Genomic DNA, 18350 nt, shown 5'->3' with positions numbered 1-18350 from the left:
AGTTTTTGGGTGAAGGTGGGGAGAAGTACCACTCCCCATTATAGAAAACAAGTTTGCCTCATTACGCCTCTAACTTGGTATGATGGATGAGGTAACTATCACGCTTGAAACACCGACTTCATATAAGCCACATTCCCGCCATAATTTGCGCGGACATTGTGGACATCATCTGTATCCCGGGACCGTTCGATGATCAGCCAACCGGACCAGCCCATCTTATCCAGGGTTTTCTTAATGGTCGGCATATCCAGTGCAGGGTCATTTTCGATCAGTTCTCCATCGGTATTGGAGCAATGGATCTGGGCAATATTATTCGCTCCCAAGGTTTTCAGCTCACTCGGAATATCTTTTCCGTTCTTAATGGCATTGGCAAAATTAAAGCAGATTTTTACCCCTGGCGAATCCACTTCTTCCAGCAGTGCTACCTCTCCAGCAGCATCCAAGGCCGTTTCTACGGCAATGACACCACCGATTTCCTGTGCTTTGGCGCCGGCCATTTTTAGCCTCTCCACGATGGCCGGGCGCAGCTCAGGATGCTTCACCAAGTCTCCCTGGACGCCTAGCGGCAAATAAGCTACTTTTACGTCCATTCCTTCCATGGTGTCCACGGTATCCTGCACCATACGTGGTACGGTAGGACGCTCCGCAAATGACTGTGCATAAAAACCCGACATGGCGATGGAGCTAATGTCCACCCCTTGCTCTTTGGCTTCGGCCAGAAATTCTTTCCGCACTGCCGGATCCCCCAGTTTACTGTCAAAGGTCTCCCGATTTCCCAATCCCCCCATGTCCAACTCAATACCATCGGCATTGATTTCATTGGAAAGGGCAAAGGCACTGAGTTTTTGGCGTTTCAGGATCATCCAGTCACAGACGGCTATTTTATACCGTTCTTCTCCTGCCATTGCCATTCCGCGGCTGGAAGAACAGGCAGAAAGTACTTGACCAGATAAAATACCCGTGCCCATTACGGCCAGGGATTTGATGAAATTTCTTCTATTATTGGATGTATTGCTCACGACTTAAAATTTGAAGATTGGAATATTGGAAGGTTGAAAGATTATAGATTCAACAGGCAGTCAATACTAAGTACTTTATTCCTCGTACTTGTTACTTGATGCTATCCTACTCCGTAGCTGCTTCCTCCATTGTGGTGTTTTCGTTGGGAAGTTTTGGCCATTGGCCGTCCTTGATCGGTAAGGTGGTCAATTTGCTGGGATCGATTTGCACGTACTTGATGCGCTCACGTCTCCATGTGTAGACGATATGCACCATCCCATCGGAAGATTGGATGATGGAAGGGTAAGAATATTGGCTGATCTCCGAATCTTCCAGGATCAAGGAAGCATTCCAGTGGATCCCATCTTCTGATACGGACACATTAAGGGGAGTTCTGGGTCCTTTTGCTTTCTCCCCTGGAGGCAATACGTGATTGTACACTAACAGGTGACGGTCATCTTCCAAAGTCACGGCATCCGTTCCTGAATTGTTATTGGGCAAATTGGACTTCTCCATTGGTGTCCAAGTCTGGCCATAATCTTCTGACCAAGAGGCCCCAATAGCCCGGTTACGTGTTCTGGCCAAAATCTGAAGCTTTCCATTACCGTGGTCCAGCACGCTTGGCTGTATGGCATTGATATCATCTGCTCCCCGAGCGATTGGGCCTACGTTCTCCCAGGTGTCGCCAAAGTCAGAAGTCACTTCAAAATGGATATTCCATCCATTCCCTTCCGTGCTGGAAGGAGCGATCAGGTCACCGTTATCCAATAGCACTGGCTTATTTTTTACAGGCCCGATGGCACTGTCAGGAAGTGCTTTGGGTGCAGACCACGAGTGGCCACCATCAGCAGAGGTGATCAGCATGCCCCACCACTGAGATGGGTGCGGACCTACTTTGTAATATAACTGCAGGTCTCCATCGGGTACTTGGTAGAGCACGGGATTCCAAGTGGGATAGCGCAAAGTATCATTGATGATGCCATTGGCCACTTCCACGGATTCGGTCCACTTGCCGTCTTTTCTATGGCTCACCCAGATGCCTACGTCAGGGTTCCGTTCGTGGGTACCACCAAACCAAGCAGCCACCAGTCCTTCGGGGGTTTCGGCTATAGTGGAGGCGTGACAAGAGGGGTAAGGGGCTTCTTCGTAGATGAATTCATCCACGACGATTCCATCCCTCCACGTCACTTTTTGCTTTTCTCCCGCACAGGAAAACAGTATCGGCAAACAGGATAAGCAGTATATCCAAAGGTATTTCTTGTTCATAATATGTATTAATTTTGGGTTAGTTGTCCAACAAAAATCACAGGGAGTCCCCAGTATCACGAACAAGTTAGAAAGAACCGCACAAGCTGCTATCCTGTACCTTCCCGTCAAATAGTCTGTTGGATATATCCATGAATACTACCTACTACTACTCTATTCCTTGTTTACAACGAGGAATTTACAAGCTTGGCATTTGTATTGCTCTTTAAAATATTCGTGCATTGCAAGTGCCCTGCTCGTTAAGCCTTCGTTACTAGCGACGGCTATTGGGGCAATTGGCGGTAGCACAACATTATAGTTTATGCGAAGAACAATCTTAATAGCTTTACGTTATTCGATACTAAACCACACTTTTTAAAATCAGAAAGGAGTAACAACAAAACACAAACTCGATAATTATTTAATTTAAAAACTTTATTATGAGCAACTCACCAAACACAGACAAGATTATTTTACATATCGTCATCAACGATGTGAAAACCGTCGAGCAACTACCTGACAGTTGGTCAAACCAGGACTTCGTACAATTGTTAGACCGCTTTGGTTTTCCAGATGCAGCGGAGTCTAAACCCGAAGAGCTGAAAGAGCTACTGGCCATGGCCGTTACTGATTTTGAACCGGAAGAAGCCGCTGCCATTGTGCTGGATTATAAACTTTCGGACAGACTCAATGAAGGCCAAATAGAGCAAATTTCGCATGATATGCTGACAGATAAAATCTCTGAAGAATATCCTGAAATAGACCTCCATCATCAACTTTTTATGATAAACCAACTGCTTTATAAATCCTATAATGGCAAATTCCCTTGTGCCAAGGCTTCCATCGTAGAGTTTGAAATAAAGCAAACCAGTGGTGAAAAGGCTGAAATTTCCAATGAAATTGTATTAAAAGCACTACAAAAAACACTGAACGAAAGCAATGTTATCAAGCGTCTTTTCCCTGATCAGCTTGAGGGCAAAAAGCCTTTTCCAGAAGCCGATTCCATTATTTGGGAATTAAAAGCACTTAACGATCAGCAGTACAGGTTCATCACCTCAGAATACTGGATGGGCAGAGATGAATTTATGGAAGCGGAGTTTGATGCGGAAGTGGTACGCTATGAAGAAAGTGACGTAGAAGAATAGTCTACCATCCAGTATTTCATGTTGCATCATGTTTCTTCACTAAACGGCATTGGCCAGGACACCTACCTCACCATTTTAGCGAGCAGAAGGGTGCTCCGCTAGGAGCATTAGCTTGGTAACAGAAATTGAATCAGCATCCCTACGGTGCCGTAGGTACTGAACAAGGGCAAAGAAAGGATTATGCATAGCCTAATCTGCCGAAGCCGGTTTTTGAAAATTTAATTGATCAAATGTGACGTATCTAAGGCAAATTACAGAGGACCGATGGCCGTGGCTAATTAATTTTGGCCAATAATCATTAGTTGAAAAAAAATCACTTAAAAAATGTCCACGGATTAGCATTGATATGAATAGAAAAATCCGTGCAATCCGTGGACAAAATAATTACTTACTCAGCTTCACCTTGCCGACATTCACTGATTGACCGTTGAGTGTCAGCTGGATCGTTTTCTTTTTGACTTCGAACGTCCTAGTTTTTGGACTGACAGCCATTGGGTTATCCAAAGAATTGTAGGCCTCTAGGTCGTCATTGGCCATTTCCAGCCAAGTCCCTTGACCATTACCCTTATACTTCCCGTCCAGTTTGATCGTGATTTCCTTGGGTTCAGGAGAGGTGTTGACCACTTTGAAAATCAGCTCATTGGTGTTTTCATCAATGGTGGCAGAGGCATACAAATTTTCCTCTCCGGCCAGGCTTTCACCCGCTGATGTGATCGGTACGACTGCCGTGCCAGGATTGGTAGAGAATAGCTTCTGTACATGGTAATTGGTGGTGCCGTAAGAACGTAGATTATCGAACCAAATCAGATCGGGATTCCACTGCCATCCGTCCACATGTGCAAAAAGCGGTGCATAAGACGCCAAGCGCACGATATCCGCATTTCGCTCCAGTCCAGTCATAAAAGCTGCTTCAGACATCGCCGCTTCCCAATTGTTCCTTTTGAAATCTTCACTTACCGTGGTGCTGTGGGCGGCATACTCTCCGGCAAATACTTTCGGACCATTGCGGTCATAGTCATCGTACCTGCTGGCATTTTCCAGGAACCAAGATGGTGGTCGGTAGTAGTGCTCATCTACCAGTTCCGCATCCATTTTTCTGAGCTCACCCCAGAGGTATTCAAACTCCCTTCCTTCGGGAAATGGACCAGAAGTAGAAACAATCGTCATTTCTGGATAAGCCGCCTTGATGGCTTTTTCAAAGACCTTGGCCCTTTCGATATATTGAGGGCCCCAGTTTTCATTGCCCACTCCGATAAATTTCAGGTCAAAGGGCTCAGGATGCCCCATCTCTGCCCGCTTGGCTCCCCACTCACTGTCCACAGGGCCATTGGCAAACTCAATCAGGTCTAACGCATCATTCACATATTGGTCCAACGCACCGATCGGCACTTGTTCGCCAGTATTAAATTGGCAGGCCAATCCACAGCTCAAAATCGGCAATGGCTCTGCATTAATGTCCTCAGAAAGCTGAAAATACTCAAAAAAACCAATCCCAAAAGACTGGTAATAATCCGGTGTGGTACGGTGTGCAAACTCAATGTTCCAGCGGTTTTTCATCACTTCCCTGTCTTCCATTTCACCAATGGTTTTTTTCCACTGATAGCGGTTTTCCAGATCAAAACCTTCTACAATACACCCACCGGGGAAACGTAAGAAACCCGGATTCATGTCCGCCAATAGTTGTACCAGGTCTTTTCTCAAGCCTCTTTCACGGCCTTTCCAGGTATCTTCCGGAAACATGCTGATCATATCCACGTCCAGCTCTCCCTTTCCTTCCAACAAAATCTGAAAGTTAACCCCATCCAAGGTTTCAGCAGCGGTCATTTCGATCTCATATTCGGCCCATTGGCTATTAAACCCACTTACCGATCCTTCTCCGATCACTTGATCTTTGTTGAGCAGTTTGGCGGTGACGGTGAGGTTGTCGCCTTTGGCCACTTTGGCGATAAATGTCAGCCTATATTTTAATCCCTCTTTGACTGCCATGCCGCGAAAACCTTCATTATGAAGGCCGAAGTTACCTTCTTCATTGAGGCGCTGCATGCGAAGGTACTTGTGGTTGGCTCCAGTAGCCTCGTGGTTTTGGTTAAACACGTAACCTTTTGCTCCATGATCCTCCACTCTGTTCCAGCCCATCATGGGGTTTTCAAACTCAAAGGAGTAATTCTTGATCATCTCCGCATACAATCCACCATCGGCGGCAAAATTGATATCCTCAAAAAACAATCCCCACATGGTCGGGGCGATATCGGCGGTTTTTTCGTCTAGATCTACCGCTAAAACTGTAGGTTCATCTTGGGCTTGGGCAATGAATGGCGCTAATGACATCACCACCCCAAGCATCAGGGGTTTAAATTTGTTCATGGGTTTAGGTTATAATTAGATTTAAATTTATTCGCTGCCTCTAGGTGAGACTAGTAGAGCTCAATATAAGAAAAAATAATTAAATGTTTTTTATACACTTAAAATAGACGTGAGTTTTGAGCCTTTAGATAGGAGACAAGACGCAATACTCACCTCTCCTATCTAAAGAATGTCTTTGTGCTTTTCTGGGTTGTGCTGGGTCTTTGCCCCAGCACTGGCAAGTGTGGAGTAGCTAACTGAATGATGCTGTTCCGTATTCCCATCATGAGCATGTCGAAGAGTGGAATAACAGGGCAAACGCGTTTAGTGTTTTGAAGGAAAACAATTTTCGTGTAGGCATAGCTATCATCCGTGCCGCTGGCACTCCTTCGGGAGGTTGAGGAGACCTTAAGCTCCTGCGGATGAATCCGCAGGTTACAAAATTTATCGTGCCGCTGGCACTTTGCCCTGATTTGTACATTGGAAACCGCAGTAGCCTAGGGTCAAGTCAACGCTTAAATGACGGGTAAGGCGGTAGTGGATTTTGGACGAGATCAAGGCGCAAAAAATGCCCCTAGCCGTAGCTAAGGAAGTCTTTTTGCAACGTAGAGATAGGCCAAAAGACACACCGGGTTACACGTAGGTTTAGGTTTGGCTTGACACTAGATTGCCGAATGGCGGGATAGGTTGAAGAATGATTAATGGATTTGGATCGGACGAGCCATCGCACCTATCTGCTCATGTATAGTGGTTGGCTTGGTTGAGGTTAAACCCTGAATACACATTAGCAACTGAGCACTCTGCCTAATCCGCCTTTGGCGGAGGGTCATATAGAAGGTGCTGGTGACAACAAAAAATGATTACACACAAAAAGGTAAGTTCCGTAGGAACGACAGATATATTCAAACTGGGATACTTTTTTTAACCTGAACTCGACTTATTTTTAGTATAAAAAGCGTCATTACGAACCCTTTTTAGGAGGATGTGGGTTGGAAAAGGGTGTGGCAATCCCCAAATACGAAGACAGCCACGGCTTCCACTCCTCAAATCTCCCCCCTAAGCCTCGCAGTGCATGTTCCGACCACTGTACGGAAACGGTTTTATAATCGAACTGAGGTTTTTAAATGCGCTTGCCTTGCCCTGGGTGGGAATACGGAACTCTCGGGTGAACCTTTTTTCTTTCTCCTTTTCTCTTTGCTCTATCTTGCTACTTGTCACTCAATTACCATCCGGCTTGATCACCGACACCTTTGGGCTCAGTGGCCAATAAAAATCCTCGAAGGAAGGTGGGTTTGCGGGATCATAGCTTGGAATACCTTTCTTAAGGTATTTTTTCAGCTTTAGATCAGTTTGCTTTAGCCCCTCCACCACACATCTGGCCAATTGGTAAGCACCATAAGTACTGAAGTGGGTATTGTCCGCAAAGTCCTCGCTTTGTCCTTCAAATGTCCCTGCCGGAAAATGGACAAATGCCTTTTTGGATGCCTCCACACCCCAGGCCTCATACAAGACTTTGCTCATCGCATTCAGGTCGATCAAGGCTATCCCATCTTCCTTGGCCAGTTGTCGCATGGCTTCGGGATAATCATCGAGTGTATTGATGATCTTGCCATTTTCGTCAAACCTCCTTCTATGCATGGAAGTGACCAAAACAGGGATGCCTCCCTTGGCCTTTGCGGCAGCAGCATATTCTCGAATCATTTCTTGATAGGTCGTAAAAGGCTCCACGTGACTTCCTCCCGGCTTCTGGTCGTTATGGGCAAATTCAATAAACAGGTAATCTCCCGGCTTCATCAAACTAAGCACATTTTCCAGTCTTCCGGCCCCCTTAAAGGCCTTTAGCGTTTCACCTGATTCTGCATGATTGGCGATGACTGCCTTGCTAGGTTTAAAAAACACCGGAAACATCTGTCCCCAAGCGGCCCAAGGTTCATTGGCCTGATCCACAACAGTGCTATTTCCCGCCAAAAAGACCGTTGGAGCTTTGGTATTGGGCGTAATTTCGACGGCTGCCACTTTGGGTGCATCTCCGTTAAACTCAATGGTCAACTGGTGGTCCCAATGAAAATAGGCCAATTCACGGGACTTGAGCCTGACTTTCTTATCGGTACCAGCGATTTCAGGATACCGAACATGGACCGAAAACAGCTCTTTCACCTGTTCTCCTCTTTTGGTATCCGTCTTATCCAGCATCAGCCGGCGGTTCTCCACACGAATGGTCGTGGATGAAGTCCCCGCCTTATCGCCCAAAATCACCTTTACATCATAATTGCCCTCTGGCACATCTACGGTAAAGAAGAATGGTTCATCGCTGGAGATCAAATCACCCTTAAGCGCATTTCCTTGCCTGTCCACTGCCTCCAGCTTCTTGCTTTCCAAAAAACCAAAACCTCTGTCGGCGCTGTACGCCATATCGGGCAGCACCTGTTTATAGCCATTTGCCACGGCACCATTGCCAAAATCAAATTTGTAGGTCTGGGCTGTCAGGTTTGTCAATAATAAAAGTGATGCTGCCAAGAAGAATAAACTACGCATGGTTGGTCTATTGTGGTTAATGAAGTTTAGCGAAAATTAAACAATTATGTATCAATAACTGTACGCTGCTGTGAGGGTGGGATTTTGGAAGTAGGTAGGTGATGGTATGTGGTAGGGCTGTTTTCCAGCCAATGATGGAGGCCGTTAAGAAAGCGAGTTGGCTCGCGTCGTGGAACAGCGAGACCCACTCGCTTTTAGGCCGTAGCCATCGGGTGGAAATTAAAATGGGTGAGGGATCCCCATTGCTGGGGAAATATCCTTAACCAAACGGCATTGATTTCGGGTTCAACATTACAAACCTTCAACCTTCCAACCTCCTACTCCTCCAAATAATCGCCTACCAACCCTAAACACTGGATCGCAGCCAGTCCCCATTGGGCGGTGGCATTGGTGGAGAGGTGGCCTTCTTCCATGGGGTGCAGCACTTCGGCACCTTTTACTTCGTAGATTTCGGGCTTATCAAAGCGGTACCCAGCAGCTCCACCAAAAAACTCCTTCCAAGCTCTTTTTGCCAGTTGGGCATCTTCTTTTTGTTTGGCAGCATAGGCGGTGAGACGACTGTGCCCCTGGCCGAGGTTCAGCTTTCCGAGGGCATTCCCCAGTTCCTTTTCCTGCTCTTCATCAGTGGCATTGTACATCTCACAATATTGTAGCCAAGCAGCCTTAAATTCAGGCATGTCAATATTTTCGATCAGTTCAGCGCAGATCTCCATCAGCCCAAATACTGCACTCAAATGGGATGCGGATGCCCGCTGACGTTCTTGGATTTCAAATTTGCCTGTTCGCAGATCCAAGCGGCTACCACCCGTGAAGAAGCCCTTTGGCTGTGCAGCAATGGTACGCATGCTGTTCATGAGTTTTTCACGGATTTCTTCCCCTCCTGTCCTTTCCCATTCTGTCAGCCAAGCGGCGGCAATTGCACTGTAATCTGTACCAAACCCAGCATAAACATGGTTGGGATCATCATCGGTTTCCCAGACAGACTTACGGCTCACCTTTCTGGTCGGCGGTACTTCTTTGAGCGTGGCCACTGCATTGATTTGCTCCTTCATCAGGTCACCTACCCGCTCATCGCCTGTGAGGTAATAATAAAAACGCCTGTTGGCAGCAGTGGAGATACGCAGCTGCTTGGCACTACAGCCCCAGTGCATCACATTATGCCTACTGCCGAGCGGTGCAAATTTGCCCAAATGGTGCACATCTACTTCTCCCGTATGTCTAGTCATCGCCTCTGCCATACGGTAAACATCTGCCCGTCCCGTGCGCAGAAAATAATACCAAAGCCACAGGTCAGTGGACAATTCTGAATTGTCCCAGGCAAATCCACCGACATCGTATCGCCAAGTATGCCTGTCAAAATCATAGCTGTGCATCACGTCCCCGTAATCCCAGAACCCGTACCATCTCCTGTCATCCACTTGGCCTTTGTAAAAATCAAAATGGTCTTCCAAGTACTCTTCGATCTTTGCTTTCTTCGGTGAGCTCGAATCTGGCAGGTCCCAAATTTTCCCAAACACCCCCATCTGATGGAGGTATTCCGGCGATGCCACCAGCTGGGGAGGTGTAGCTATTCCATTGGCCATGGCATTAAAGGTTTCATGATCAGGCGTCTCTCCTTCTACCCAAAGCTGCATTTCACTGGTCCTGGCCACACCTTTTGCTGTACCAAACCCCGGTTCATAATCTTCATAGGTAATGTTCAGCGCGTCCAGCTGCTTTTCGTAGGTATCTTGCCCCATGCCATCATGATAAAACCTCAAATCCATCGCCGGTGCATCCGGTGCCCAAAGCCACATGGTCACTTCTGCATTTTCCTTATGGGCATTTCTGATGTCGAGTTGGGCGGGATAGCTCTGCCAAAAGTTCCGGATACCAAAAGCCACACCACCTGCAGGGCCACCGATATAGCCAGCCCCTCTACTGCGGTCACCAAAACCCGACTTGAGCCAGGAATGTCCTGACGCTGTCCGCTTTCTGATGGAAAACGCATCCGAACTGGTTTGTGAAAGGGTATAGTCCCCAAAAGCGGGAATATAATGTAGTCTCGAACGAACATTTTCCGGAAAGGTGTTTTCGGGAGGCGTTTTCTCTCCCTTTACTTGGGCTTCCCGAACAGCTTCGCCAGCATCCCGTCTTAAGCCTGTCAATCCCCGAACGGCTTCGCCAAAAATCCCTTCGCCCTTACCCGCAAACCGGACATGTCTGTCATACAGCTCATCTTCCATCGGGACATCAAAACGCAGCCCCAGGCCTTTGATAAAATCCTTTTGCTCATCACCGTCATAAACAATGGTGTGCATCGTTCGGATATTGGCCTCTCCGGCATAAAAATAAAGCCGAATAATAAAAGGAAGCCAACCTTCACCCTCAGGCGCTTCGTGTTTTCCTTCTACTTTTATGACTGCCCGCACGGGACCGTTTTGTTCTACCGTCACTTGGTTGATCTCTCCTTCAAATAACGAGGTAGCAATCTGTTCGTCTTCGCCAAGAATCCCGTCCTGCTTTAAAAGCACCAATCTTCCGTTTCTTAGGCTCTCCCGACCATTTCGAGTGACACTTTTCAGTAGAGCAGTGCCGTTTTTGTCCACCGTACACTGAATCAGGCCTGTATCTACTTTTATGTATGCGGAAGTTTCTTCTACTGCTATTTCCTTTTCCGGTCGCACACCTTTCCCCGGTATCAACTTCCAACTGCCCTTCACATCCATCGGCTGGGAAATGGCATGCCCGGCCCATTTGATAGAGCCGTCCGGCCAATAGGCCAACGGCCAACTCTGGACAGGAAGTTGTTTTCCGGCACTATTCGTCAGCAGAAAGTCACTTTGCCTTAACTGCCCTTTTGGCCAGGGCACTCCCAAGGTCACTCCACCAAAACGGCTATTTTCAGGATTTTCAAGCCAACCGAGCTCAACGGGCTCAAGGGGCATATCTCTCGTAGTATCAAATGCAGACGCTAAGTGAGGCGCCATATAAAGTCCGCCTGACAATAGGGTTGATTGCTTTACAAAATTTCTTCGTGAAGGGGAATAGTCTTTCATTGCGTTGGGTTATTTGGTTTTATGGTAATTATTGAAAGATGGGAAAATTGTTTAATGTCGGATGTTCGAAGTTGCTGGCTTCGGCTCCGCTCAGCCACCAACTTCGAACATCCCGCGTCACATACAGCGAGACAACACGCTCAAGCCTTACCTTTTGATCTTGATACTTCATCGCCATTGGTCTCAAGACTCATATCTCAAGACTCAAGACTAATTATCCTCAAATCATCAATCTCATGTCTGGACCAAGTGGACCTGAAGCCAAAGTAGCCTTCCGTAAGTGGTGTCTCATCCTGGTACTCGAAGAATTTTTCTCCGTCCACCCAGTAGCTTACCAGACCATCCACCACGCTGATTTTGATGGTGTACCAATGGTTTGGCTTCAGCAGATGGGCTTCATCGTCGAGGTCAAAGAGTAGTGTTTTTTCGCCATCACCCTGATATTCACGGAAACGGGTGGTGCCGTTATAATTTCCCCCAAACCCCACATAGTACATGCTCAGGGAGTCATATTCCTGAAACTTGCCTCCACGGGTAAATAAGTTGTCATTTCGGGGATCTGTGGCCATCCAAAACTGGTTGAGATCAGATAGGCGGTCATTGGTGCCATCCGCCATCACCACTTGCCGCTTGTAGGTGATTTCAATATTGCCCTCCAGCTTTTGGTTAAGCCAAACCGTCACCCCTCCTTTGGTGTCCAGCACCAGTTTACCGTCCTTCACGGTCACTAAGGAATTGGGCTGATCATCCATTTCCACCTTCCACCTATTGCTGTCCAGCGGCTTGGAAAAACCCTCTTCTACCAACACCTCGTTGGTATGGACAGTCACTTCTCTGGTGGCTGTCTTTTTACCGGAGCCCCCACAGGACGCCAATACGATTCCTGTGATGACCATTAAACATACTCTTATCATTTTATAACCTTTTTAATGGGTTACGGGTATCTTATTCTATTTAGTGGTTGACTGGGAGGCCTTCATTGCGAGAAAGAATCGCCTGTGTCAGGATGATTATCGTAAACGAAGCGATCTCTCGTCTCCATCATATGAGATGGCTTCACTCCGCTATCGCTCCATTCGCAATGAATAGAACCACCATCTCTTTATTCTTCCCAATCCACCGTAACCTCAGCACTGAGCTGCTCTACGAGATGAGTGATGTATTGGGTAAAATAGTCCCTGTCAGTAAACTGCTCTTCGGACAGTTCCCAACCTGCAGCAGCAAAATACTCGACAGGTTTGCCATTGTCCACTTTTAGCTTTGCGAGGTAGGTATTGGATAGTGGTCCTTCTTTGGGGGCTTCTGTGTACCCCTCGTACACAGCTTTTGGCAGGATCAGGGCCATACCAAGCCACCATTCTTTTTCATAACTCTGCTGGTCATGGGTCAATAACACCACCCAATCATCGTTGACTTCGATTTCACTCAGTTCATGATCATTGTTGATATTTACCAAGCCCACCAAAAGTGTCTCGTCCCCTTGCATTCCATCCACGGAAACGGCATTTTTATAAGCATACATGCCCGGCCAGATGCTGCTTACTTCCTGCACATCATAGCTGCGGTCATGCGTTTGCCAATTATTGTAATTGTACTGGATCACCGAGCGAACGGGACCTTCTTTTACGATTTGGAAAATGCTTTCTTCTACATTATTGACAGCATCGTTTACGGTAACGCCCATTCTTGCCGGTTCATCGTCAATCATCAGAGCGACACCTCCCAGACCGACTGAATTGCCAACCGCCAAAATGTCCCGTCCCCAGTCATGCATCACATGGTAATTGTCTTCTACAGCTCCCTCACTGTTGATTCCCACATCTTCTGGGCTCATGGCGGATGTTTTCTTGCCAAAGAGGTCCTTGGCATTTCGGCCATCAAAATAGTGGCGGAAACCCACTTTATCATTTTCCCAGCTAGGGCCGTCGGTTTGATAAGGCTGGTAGCCCACACTTTTGGGCAGCCCATCTGCTGGCAAGGTGTCTGCCAGTGCCGGATGAACTGGAATGTCTGCCCCTTCACGCTTACCAAAGCGCACACTGGTGCGCGGGGCAAATTCAGGTGCTTCTTCAGCCCAGCCTACCGTAAAGGTTTTGGTATCATTTGCCGCAAGGTCAGTGACAAAAAACACCTCGTCCCACCTTCCGTCACCATCGGTATCATCCCACTGGGAGGCAATGGTATCCGATGCTGAAATCACCAAAGGCAATTTGCCGGAATGCCCTTCCAGGCCAGGAATATCGCCCCTTTTGATCGTTACTGGCTTATCTGTCAATGCCAGTGACGCTTGATTGGTAACGGTAAACTGTAACGGTTTTTCCTCTTTCTTTGCCGGGCTACAGGCACAAGCCAATAAAACTGCCGAACCAACTAACCAAAAAGAATGCTTCATGATGTCTGTGTTTTTTTTAAATTCTGGGTTTAACCCGGATTATGCGTTAGGAATCGTAGTGAGAGCTGAAATTGCAAGAAAATCAGTTAGTTTGGAGGCATTAGCGTAGCACCGCTACGGTTATGCCGAAAACTAATGTGAAACGGCTGATTTTGAAGCAGTTTCAGGTCGCAACAGATAGGCTAATGCATATTCCGGGTTTAAAGTAAGCATAAACACTGACGAAACTCTTCTGGTCTGTCATGGTCGGTTTTGAATTGGAAGGGTGTAAAATTAAAAGATGGGGGTTTTGGACAAACAAAAGCGCGGGAGAGGAATTCGTCTCACTATCTGATTATAAAGAGGACACAGCCCCCGGTACAACGGCTTAACCCCCTAACCCCCTAAAAGGGGGTTTGGATTTTTAGTCTCATGTCTCACGTCTCATATCTCACCTCTCACTACCTGATTATAACAAGAGCCATATCACAGCATGTCCAAAACTGAGCCCTTATACTCCAAAAAAGCCCAAAGCTCAATACTACCCTTACCGGGGCACAGCCGTTTACCCCCTAACCCCTAAAAGGGGGAATTTGGATTTTTTGTCTCACATCTCATATCTCACTACTCACTACTTAACACTAATCCTTGGCTTTGGTGGTTTGGCCATTCCTGCTCCTAGGTAAAAGCCAGTGTGGGCGGGTTGGTTGTAGGCCACGTTTTGCCAGGCAATGCTCAGGCGATATACTGGATCATGCATCAATGTGTAAAAGCGGTATTCCGTAGGAATCGTGGTGCTGAAAATCCGCAACTCACTGCCATCAGCCGTCCTTCCGATCAGTTCTTCCCGCCAATCTCCAAAGATATCTGCGCACAAAGCAGGGTTGGATTTGGTGCCGTTGTTTTTGGCCATGCGATAATCCTCTCCGGTAAAAATCCTTTGGGAACGTTCATTCTCAAAGTCCCACTTGTCAATGTCCACACCATTGAGGATTTCACGGAGCAAGTCACCGTCCCACCAGATGCCCATATTGCAGGAGTGAGGTTTTTTTGCTGAAATCTGCTCTCCCTTCACATTCCAAAGACCATGCAGCCCTTCACCAGAAGCCCAGCATTCGTATCCTTGGTATCGGGGATCTATATCGATGGCCAAACCCCTTCCCACATCTGGCGAAGAATACGACCAAATAATCTCCCCGGTAGCGGCGTCCCTTAAATTGGTGCCATGCTCGTGCTTCACATGTTCGTGGATACCAAAAGCCTCCATACCTGGTCGCTCTGGATCAATATCAGACAGGTGCAGCGCATCTCCATGCCCCAGCCCCGTGCTATAAATCCCAGCACCATCATCATCAATGGCCATGGCACCAAACACAATCTCATCTTTACCGTCTTCATCAATATCCCCTACAGATAGGCTGTGGTAGCCTTGGCCACCATACGGTTTGTGCGCCGGATCACCATCCTCGCTATCAAATGTCCACACCTCGGAAAGTTCTCCATCGCGCCAATTCCACGCAGCCAGTACCGTCCGCGTATAATATCCACGGGTCATGATCAAGCTGGGGCGCTCCCCGTCCAGGTATGCTATCCCAGCCAAAAAACGATCCATGCGATTGCCATAGCCATCGCCCCATAGGGATTTAAGTTCTTCTGTCGTAGGGTGTAATTTTCCGGGATATCTTGGAGGAATATAATCAGTGGTCGCCAATGCTTTGCCGGTCAGGCCATCAAAAATCGTCAGGAACTCTGGCCCTTCCAGAATGTAACCATCCTCATTGCGCCAATCTGCTTCAGGATCCCCAATGACCGTTCCTAGGCCATCGGTGGTACCATCGGCCGTTTTACAGGCCACCTCTGCCTTACCATCGCCATCCAGGTCATAGACCATAAACTGCGTATAGTGTGCACCATCTCTGATATTTTTGCCCAAATTGATTTCCCAGAGCATTTCGCCTTCTAGGGTATAAGCTTGAAGGATCGGTGGATCCGTGAGGCCTTTATGGGAATTATCGTGTGTTTTGCCCGCTTGGTGGAGCACGATTTCGTATTGGCCATCACCGTTCAGATCGCCTACGGAAGCATCATTAGGCATATAGCCTTCTGGGGTTTGGAGGGATATCGAAAGGAAGTCTTCTTCCCATACAGCGGCAGGTTTTATCCCTTGCTGTTCTTGGCCATCGATGATGGCCCTTACTTCATAGGAAACCTCCTTTTCGGGAGCTTCTTCATCCAAAAAACTACTGGATTTGGTCAGTGGTGTTGGATTAAGTCTTTTGGCTTCTCCGGATGCTGCAATCCGGTACAGGTTAAAGCTGAGCTCTTCCGGTTCTGTGCCTAGCACCCGCCAACTGACAAAGTTACCTCCCGCTTCTGTCGGGATAGCGACGACGCCCCTATCCAAGTTTTCCATTTGTCGCGATTGCTGAGCAGACGTGGAATATGTCAATCCTAAGGATAATAGAACGGCAAGGTTCATCACCTTGCCGTTGGTTAATAAGTTGGTTAACATGGTTTATTCTTCAATGGTGGAAATTCGAACATTAGCGTTGTTTGTATTTCCTGCGAAGTGTTGTATTTGGGGGCGAAAATTAGCAGCCAAGATACATAATAGCATAGTTGCCAAATAAACCAACAATCGTGTCTTCCAGCTAAGGCCAGACTTCCCTCTTAGATTAACGTACTTTTTCATTTGTTGGGTGATTGGTAATATTGGCATAATATAGTGCTTTCTACTTACAGTACAAACGGTTGCCTAAAATCTTTATAGTTGTTTCGTATACATTTTTATGCTTTTTGTTTTTATTGGCTACAAGCCCGATTTCGTTTAACCAAATCAGGCTATTCGACTGTCATTCTGACGACAAAGGCCTTCTACTCTTCCCAATGAAAAGGTAAAAACCAGTCACCGGCCATTAATTTTGCCCGTACTCCTGGTGCTCTGCCTACGGTTTCTGGGTTATTGGACGAGGACATTTTATCATAGACCCTATCGGCCAAAACCGATGGATCGTTTCTCCGCATGGCTATCCGCAACAATTGCGGCCAGCGGTGTCCTTCAAAGGCCAGTTCTTGCGCCAGCTCATCCATGATCAGGTCTTCTGTCCACTCTCTCTCTGCTTCACCACCTTCCATATCTTCGGGGAGCTCTCTAGGAGGCAAATATGCTCTCCCCCTGATACCTTGATGACGGTACCAACTGCTTCTATAATAGGGATAGTTGCCATTTCTGGCATCAAAATCATACGGATAAGGTAGGTACAAGGTGTTCTGAATATCAGTCACATCATCTCCAGAGAAATCATCAGGAGTATAGGCACCACCTAAACTTTCATTCACCAATGCCCTGGCCAGCTTTGGCAGTTCATCAATAGCATTGTCCCGATTGGCCGCTTCGGCAAATTTCAGGTGAATGCTGGATGCACGCTCCAAAAACCATTTCCCATTCTTCACAAGCGGAGAAGATATCGCGTCATAGTTAAATGTATATTTCCCTACTTCTGGATAATCGGTATCCCAATTTTGGGTGCTCAATATTCCTCTAGCATCAAATTCAAAACTGTTGTACTGCTCGTCGGCATTCCATAAATCCAAAATAGTCTGGGAAGGCTTAAGGTGATATTCTCCATCGCCCGTGTTGGCAAATAGCCTAACAAAAGGATATTCTGGAGCAAAATCACTGTCATAGTGCATGATCCAAAGCCACTCGGTACGCTCATCCCGATCATTGGAAGGCCTTCCAAACATGGATCTCCATCCATTAGAATTGTTGTTTTGCAGTGTCCTGATGTCATTTTCCTTATCGTAGTTCACGTTATAGGTGGATCCAGACCATGACATCTTATACCTATTATAATAATCATTGTCACCCGCACCATTTAACCTTGTACCTGTCTCCATCACATAGCGGTAGTTTTCTGCGGCAAGCTGATAGCTGCCCTGCCAGAGGTATAAATCCCCCAAAACCATTCTTTTATTGACAAAGAACTTGCTCATGTCATACCCGTCATAGTTCCCCACCAAGCTGACATTATTCGGATAAGGATCCATATAAGGCAGTGTTTCCATAAACTTCACTAGCTCGTCCACTAACTCCGGTAAGCTCAGCCTTGGAGACAAGGAAGGGTTATTGACGTCGTCGATAGATTCCAGGCTCTGGGTCACATAGGGTACTTCCCCAAAGTGAATCCCCAGCTGCAGGTACACCCAAGAGCGGACCGCTCCAAGATCCGAATACCGCTGGACATACTGATCTTCGGTGATCCGGTTTTCATCACGCATTTTCTCCAAGCCTTCCAAAGCATCGTTACAGTTGACGATGATCTCATAAAAAGTCCTTGGGTCAGCATATTTATTGTCATCGGATGCCACTACCGAATGATTGTTAAGTGCCGCTATATCTGAGTCAGCCATCATCGTAGCATCCATTAGATCGGCCCTAGCCTCATTCAGCACGACATATTGCTCGGCAAATTGCATCAATTTCCCATATACCCCTATGACCGCTGCATCCGCATCGAATTCATTTTGGTAGTAGCGGTCCTTGTCCAGCTCCGCAGATGGCTCCACTTCCAGCATATCCGAGCAGGAAAATAGCCCCACGCTCAGCATTGCCATACCGAGGTATTTCTTGACAGGAATAGGTATCATTTTCATAGTTGAAGCTTTTAAAAT

10 protein-coding genes are annotated in these 18350 nt (G+C 47.0%); 1 reads left to right on the top strand and 9 read right to left on the bottom strand.

Annotated features, from left to right (window positions below; all coding sequences use genetic code 11):
* Window positions 1-98: 98 nt before the first annotated feature.
* Together DN752_RS14260 and DN752_RS14255 are read right to left on the bottom strand one after the other, a co-directional pair.
* A complete protein-coding gene (locus DN752_RS14260) occupies window positions 99-1019 on the bottom strand; it encodes a sugar phosphate isomerase/epimerase family protein (RefSeq protein ID WP_112784573.1) in 921 nt (306 codons plus the stop codon).
* A 106-nt stretch (window positions 1020-1125) separates the two neighbouring features.
* Window positions 1126-2265 carry a sialidase family protein gene (locus tag DN752_RS14255; RefSeq protein ID WP_112784572.1) on the bottom strand — a complete coding sequence of 380 codons (1140 nt, stop codon included), beginning with the start codon at window positions 2263-2265 and terminating at the stop codon, window positions 1126-1128.
* A 419-nt stretch (window positions 2266-2684) separates the two neighbouring features.
* Between DN752_RS14255 and DN752_RS14250 the strand changes: the two genes are divergently transcribed.
* Window positions 2685-3389, top strand: a complete 705-nt coding sequence (locus DN752_RS14250; RefSeq protein ID WP_211324057.1) for a hypothetical protein — start codon at window positions 2685-2687, stop codon at window positions 3387-3389.
* A gap of 384 nt (window positions 3390-3773) precedes the next feature.
* On the opposite strand, the gene DN752_RS14245 is transcribed toward DN752_RS14250, so the two are convergent.
* The 7 genes from DN752_RS14245 to DN752_RS14210 form a co-directional block, all read right to left on the bottom strand.
* A complete protein-coding gene (locus tag DN752_RS14245; RefSeq protein ID WP_112784571.1) occupies window positions 3774-5753 on the bottom strand; it encodes an alpha-L-arabinofuranosidase C-terminal domain-containing protein in 1980 nt (659 codons plus the stop codon).
* 1197 nt (window positions 5754-6950) lie between these two features.
* Window positions 6951-8267, bottom strand: coding sequence for a rhamnogalacturonan acetylesterase (locus tag DN752_RS14240; RefSeq protein ID WP_112784570.1), 1317 nt, complete (start codon window positions 8265-8267; stop codon window positions 6951-6953).
* 317 nt (window positions 8268-8584) lie between these two features.
* On the bottom strand, window positions 8585-11305 hold the full coding sequence (locus DN752_RS14235; protein ID WP_112784569.1) for an exo-rhamnogalacturonan lyase family protein: 2721 nt from the start codon (window positions 11303-11305) through the stop codon (window positions 8585-8587).
* Window positions 11306-11502: 197 nt separating this feature from the next.
* Window positions 11503-12219, bottom strand: coding sequence for a DUF6250 domain-containing protein (locus tag DN752_RS14230; RefSeq protein WP_112784568.1), 717 nt, complete (start codon window positions 12217-12219; stop codon window positions 11503-11505).
* Between the two features lie 188 nt (window positions 12220-12407).
* On the bottom strand, window positions 12408-13697 hold the full coding sequence (locus tag DN752_RS14225; protein ID WP_112784567.1) for a DUF4861 domain-containing protein: 1290 nt from the start codon (window positions 13695-13697) through the stop codon (window positions 12408-12410).
* A 610-nt stretch (window positions 13698-14307) separates the two neighbouring features.
* Window positions 14308-16188 carry a rhamnogalacturonan lyase gene (locus tag DN752_RS14220; protein ID WP_112784566.1) on the bottom strand — a complete coding sequence of 627 codons (1881 nt, stop codon included), beginning with the start codon at window positions 16186-16188 and terminating at the stop codon, window positions 14308-14310.
* A gap of 362 nt (window positions 16189-16550) precedes the next feature.
* Complete coding sequence (locus tag DN752_RS14210) at window positions 16551-18332, bottom strand: RagB/SusD family nutrient uptake outer membrane protein (protein ID WP_112784564.1); 1782 nt, start codon at window positions 18330-18332, stop codon at window positions 16551-16553.
* Window positions 18333-18350: the final 18 nt, after the last annotated feature.

Source organism: Echinicola strongylocentroti (assembly GCF_003260975.1).
Lineage (GTDB): Bacteria > Bacteroidota > Bacteroidia > Cytophagales > Cyclobacteriaceae > Echinicola > Echinicola strongylocentroti.
The sequence above is the reverse complement of the archived record's forward strand: the minus strand, read 5'-3'. Positions and strand labels throughout refer to the sequence as shown.

Excerpts from the sequence above, each read along its gene's own strand:
- DN752_RS14255 (WP_112784572.1), bottom strand. The coding sequence starts at position 2,265 with ATGAACAAGAAATACCTTTGGATATACTGCTTATCCTGTTTGCCGATA.
- DN752_RS14250 (WP_211324057.1), top strand. The coding sequence starts at position 2,685 with ATGAGCAACTCACCAAACACAGACAAGATTATTTTACATATCGTCATC.
- DN752_RS14245 (WP_112784571.1), bottom strand. The coding sequence starts at position 5,753 with ATGAACAAATTTAAACCCCTGATGCTTGGGGTGGTGATGTCATTAGCG.
- DN752_RS14240 (WP_112784570.1), bottom strand. The coding sequence starts at position 8,267 with ATGCGTAGTTTATTCTTCTTGGCAGCATCACTTTTATTATTGACAAAC.
- DN752_RS14235 (WP_112784569.1), bottom strand. The coding sequence starts at position 11,305 with ATGAAAGACTATTCCCCTTCACGAAGAAATTTTGTAAAGCAATCAACC.
- DN752_RS14230 (WP_112784568.1), bottom strand. The coding sequence starts at position 12,219 with ATGATAAGAGTATGTTTAATGGTCATCACAGGAATCGTATTGGCGTCC.
- DN752_RS14225 (WP_112784567.1), bottom strand. The coding sequence starts at position 13,697 with ATGAAGCATTCTTTTTGGTTAGTTGGTTCGGCAGTTTTATTGGCTTGT.
- DN752_RS14220 (WP_112784566.1), bottom strand. The coding sequence starts at position 16,188 with ATGTTAACCAACTTATTAACCAACGGCAAGGTGATGAACCTTGCCGTT.
- DN752_RS14210 (WP_112784564.1), bottom strand. The coding sequence starts at position 18,332 with ATGAAAATGATACCTATTCCTGTCAAGAAATACCTCGGTATGGCAATG.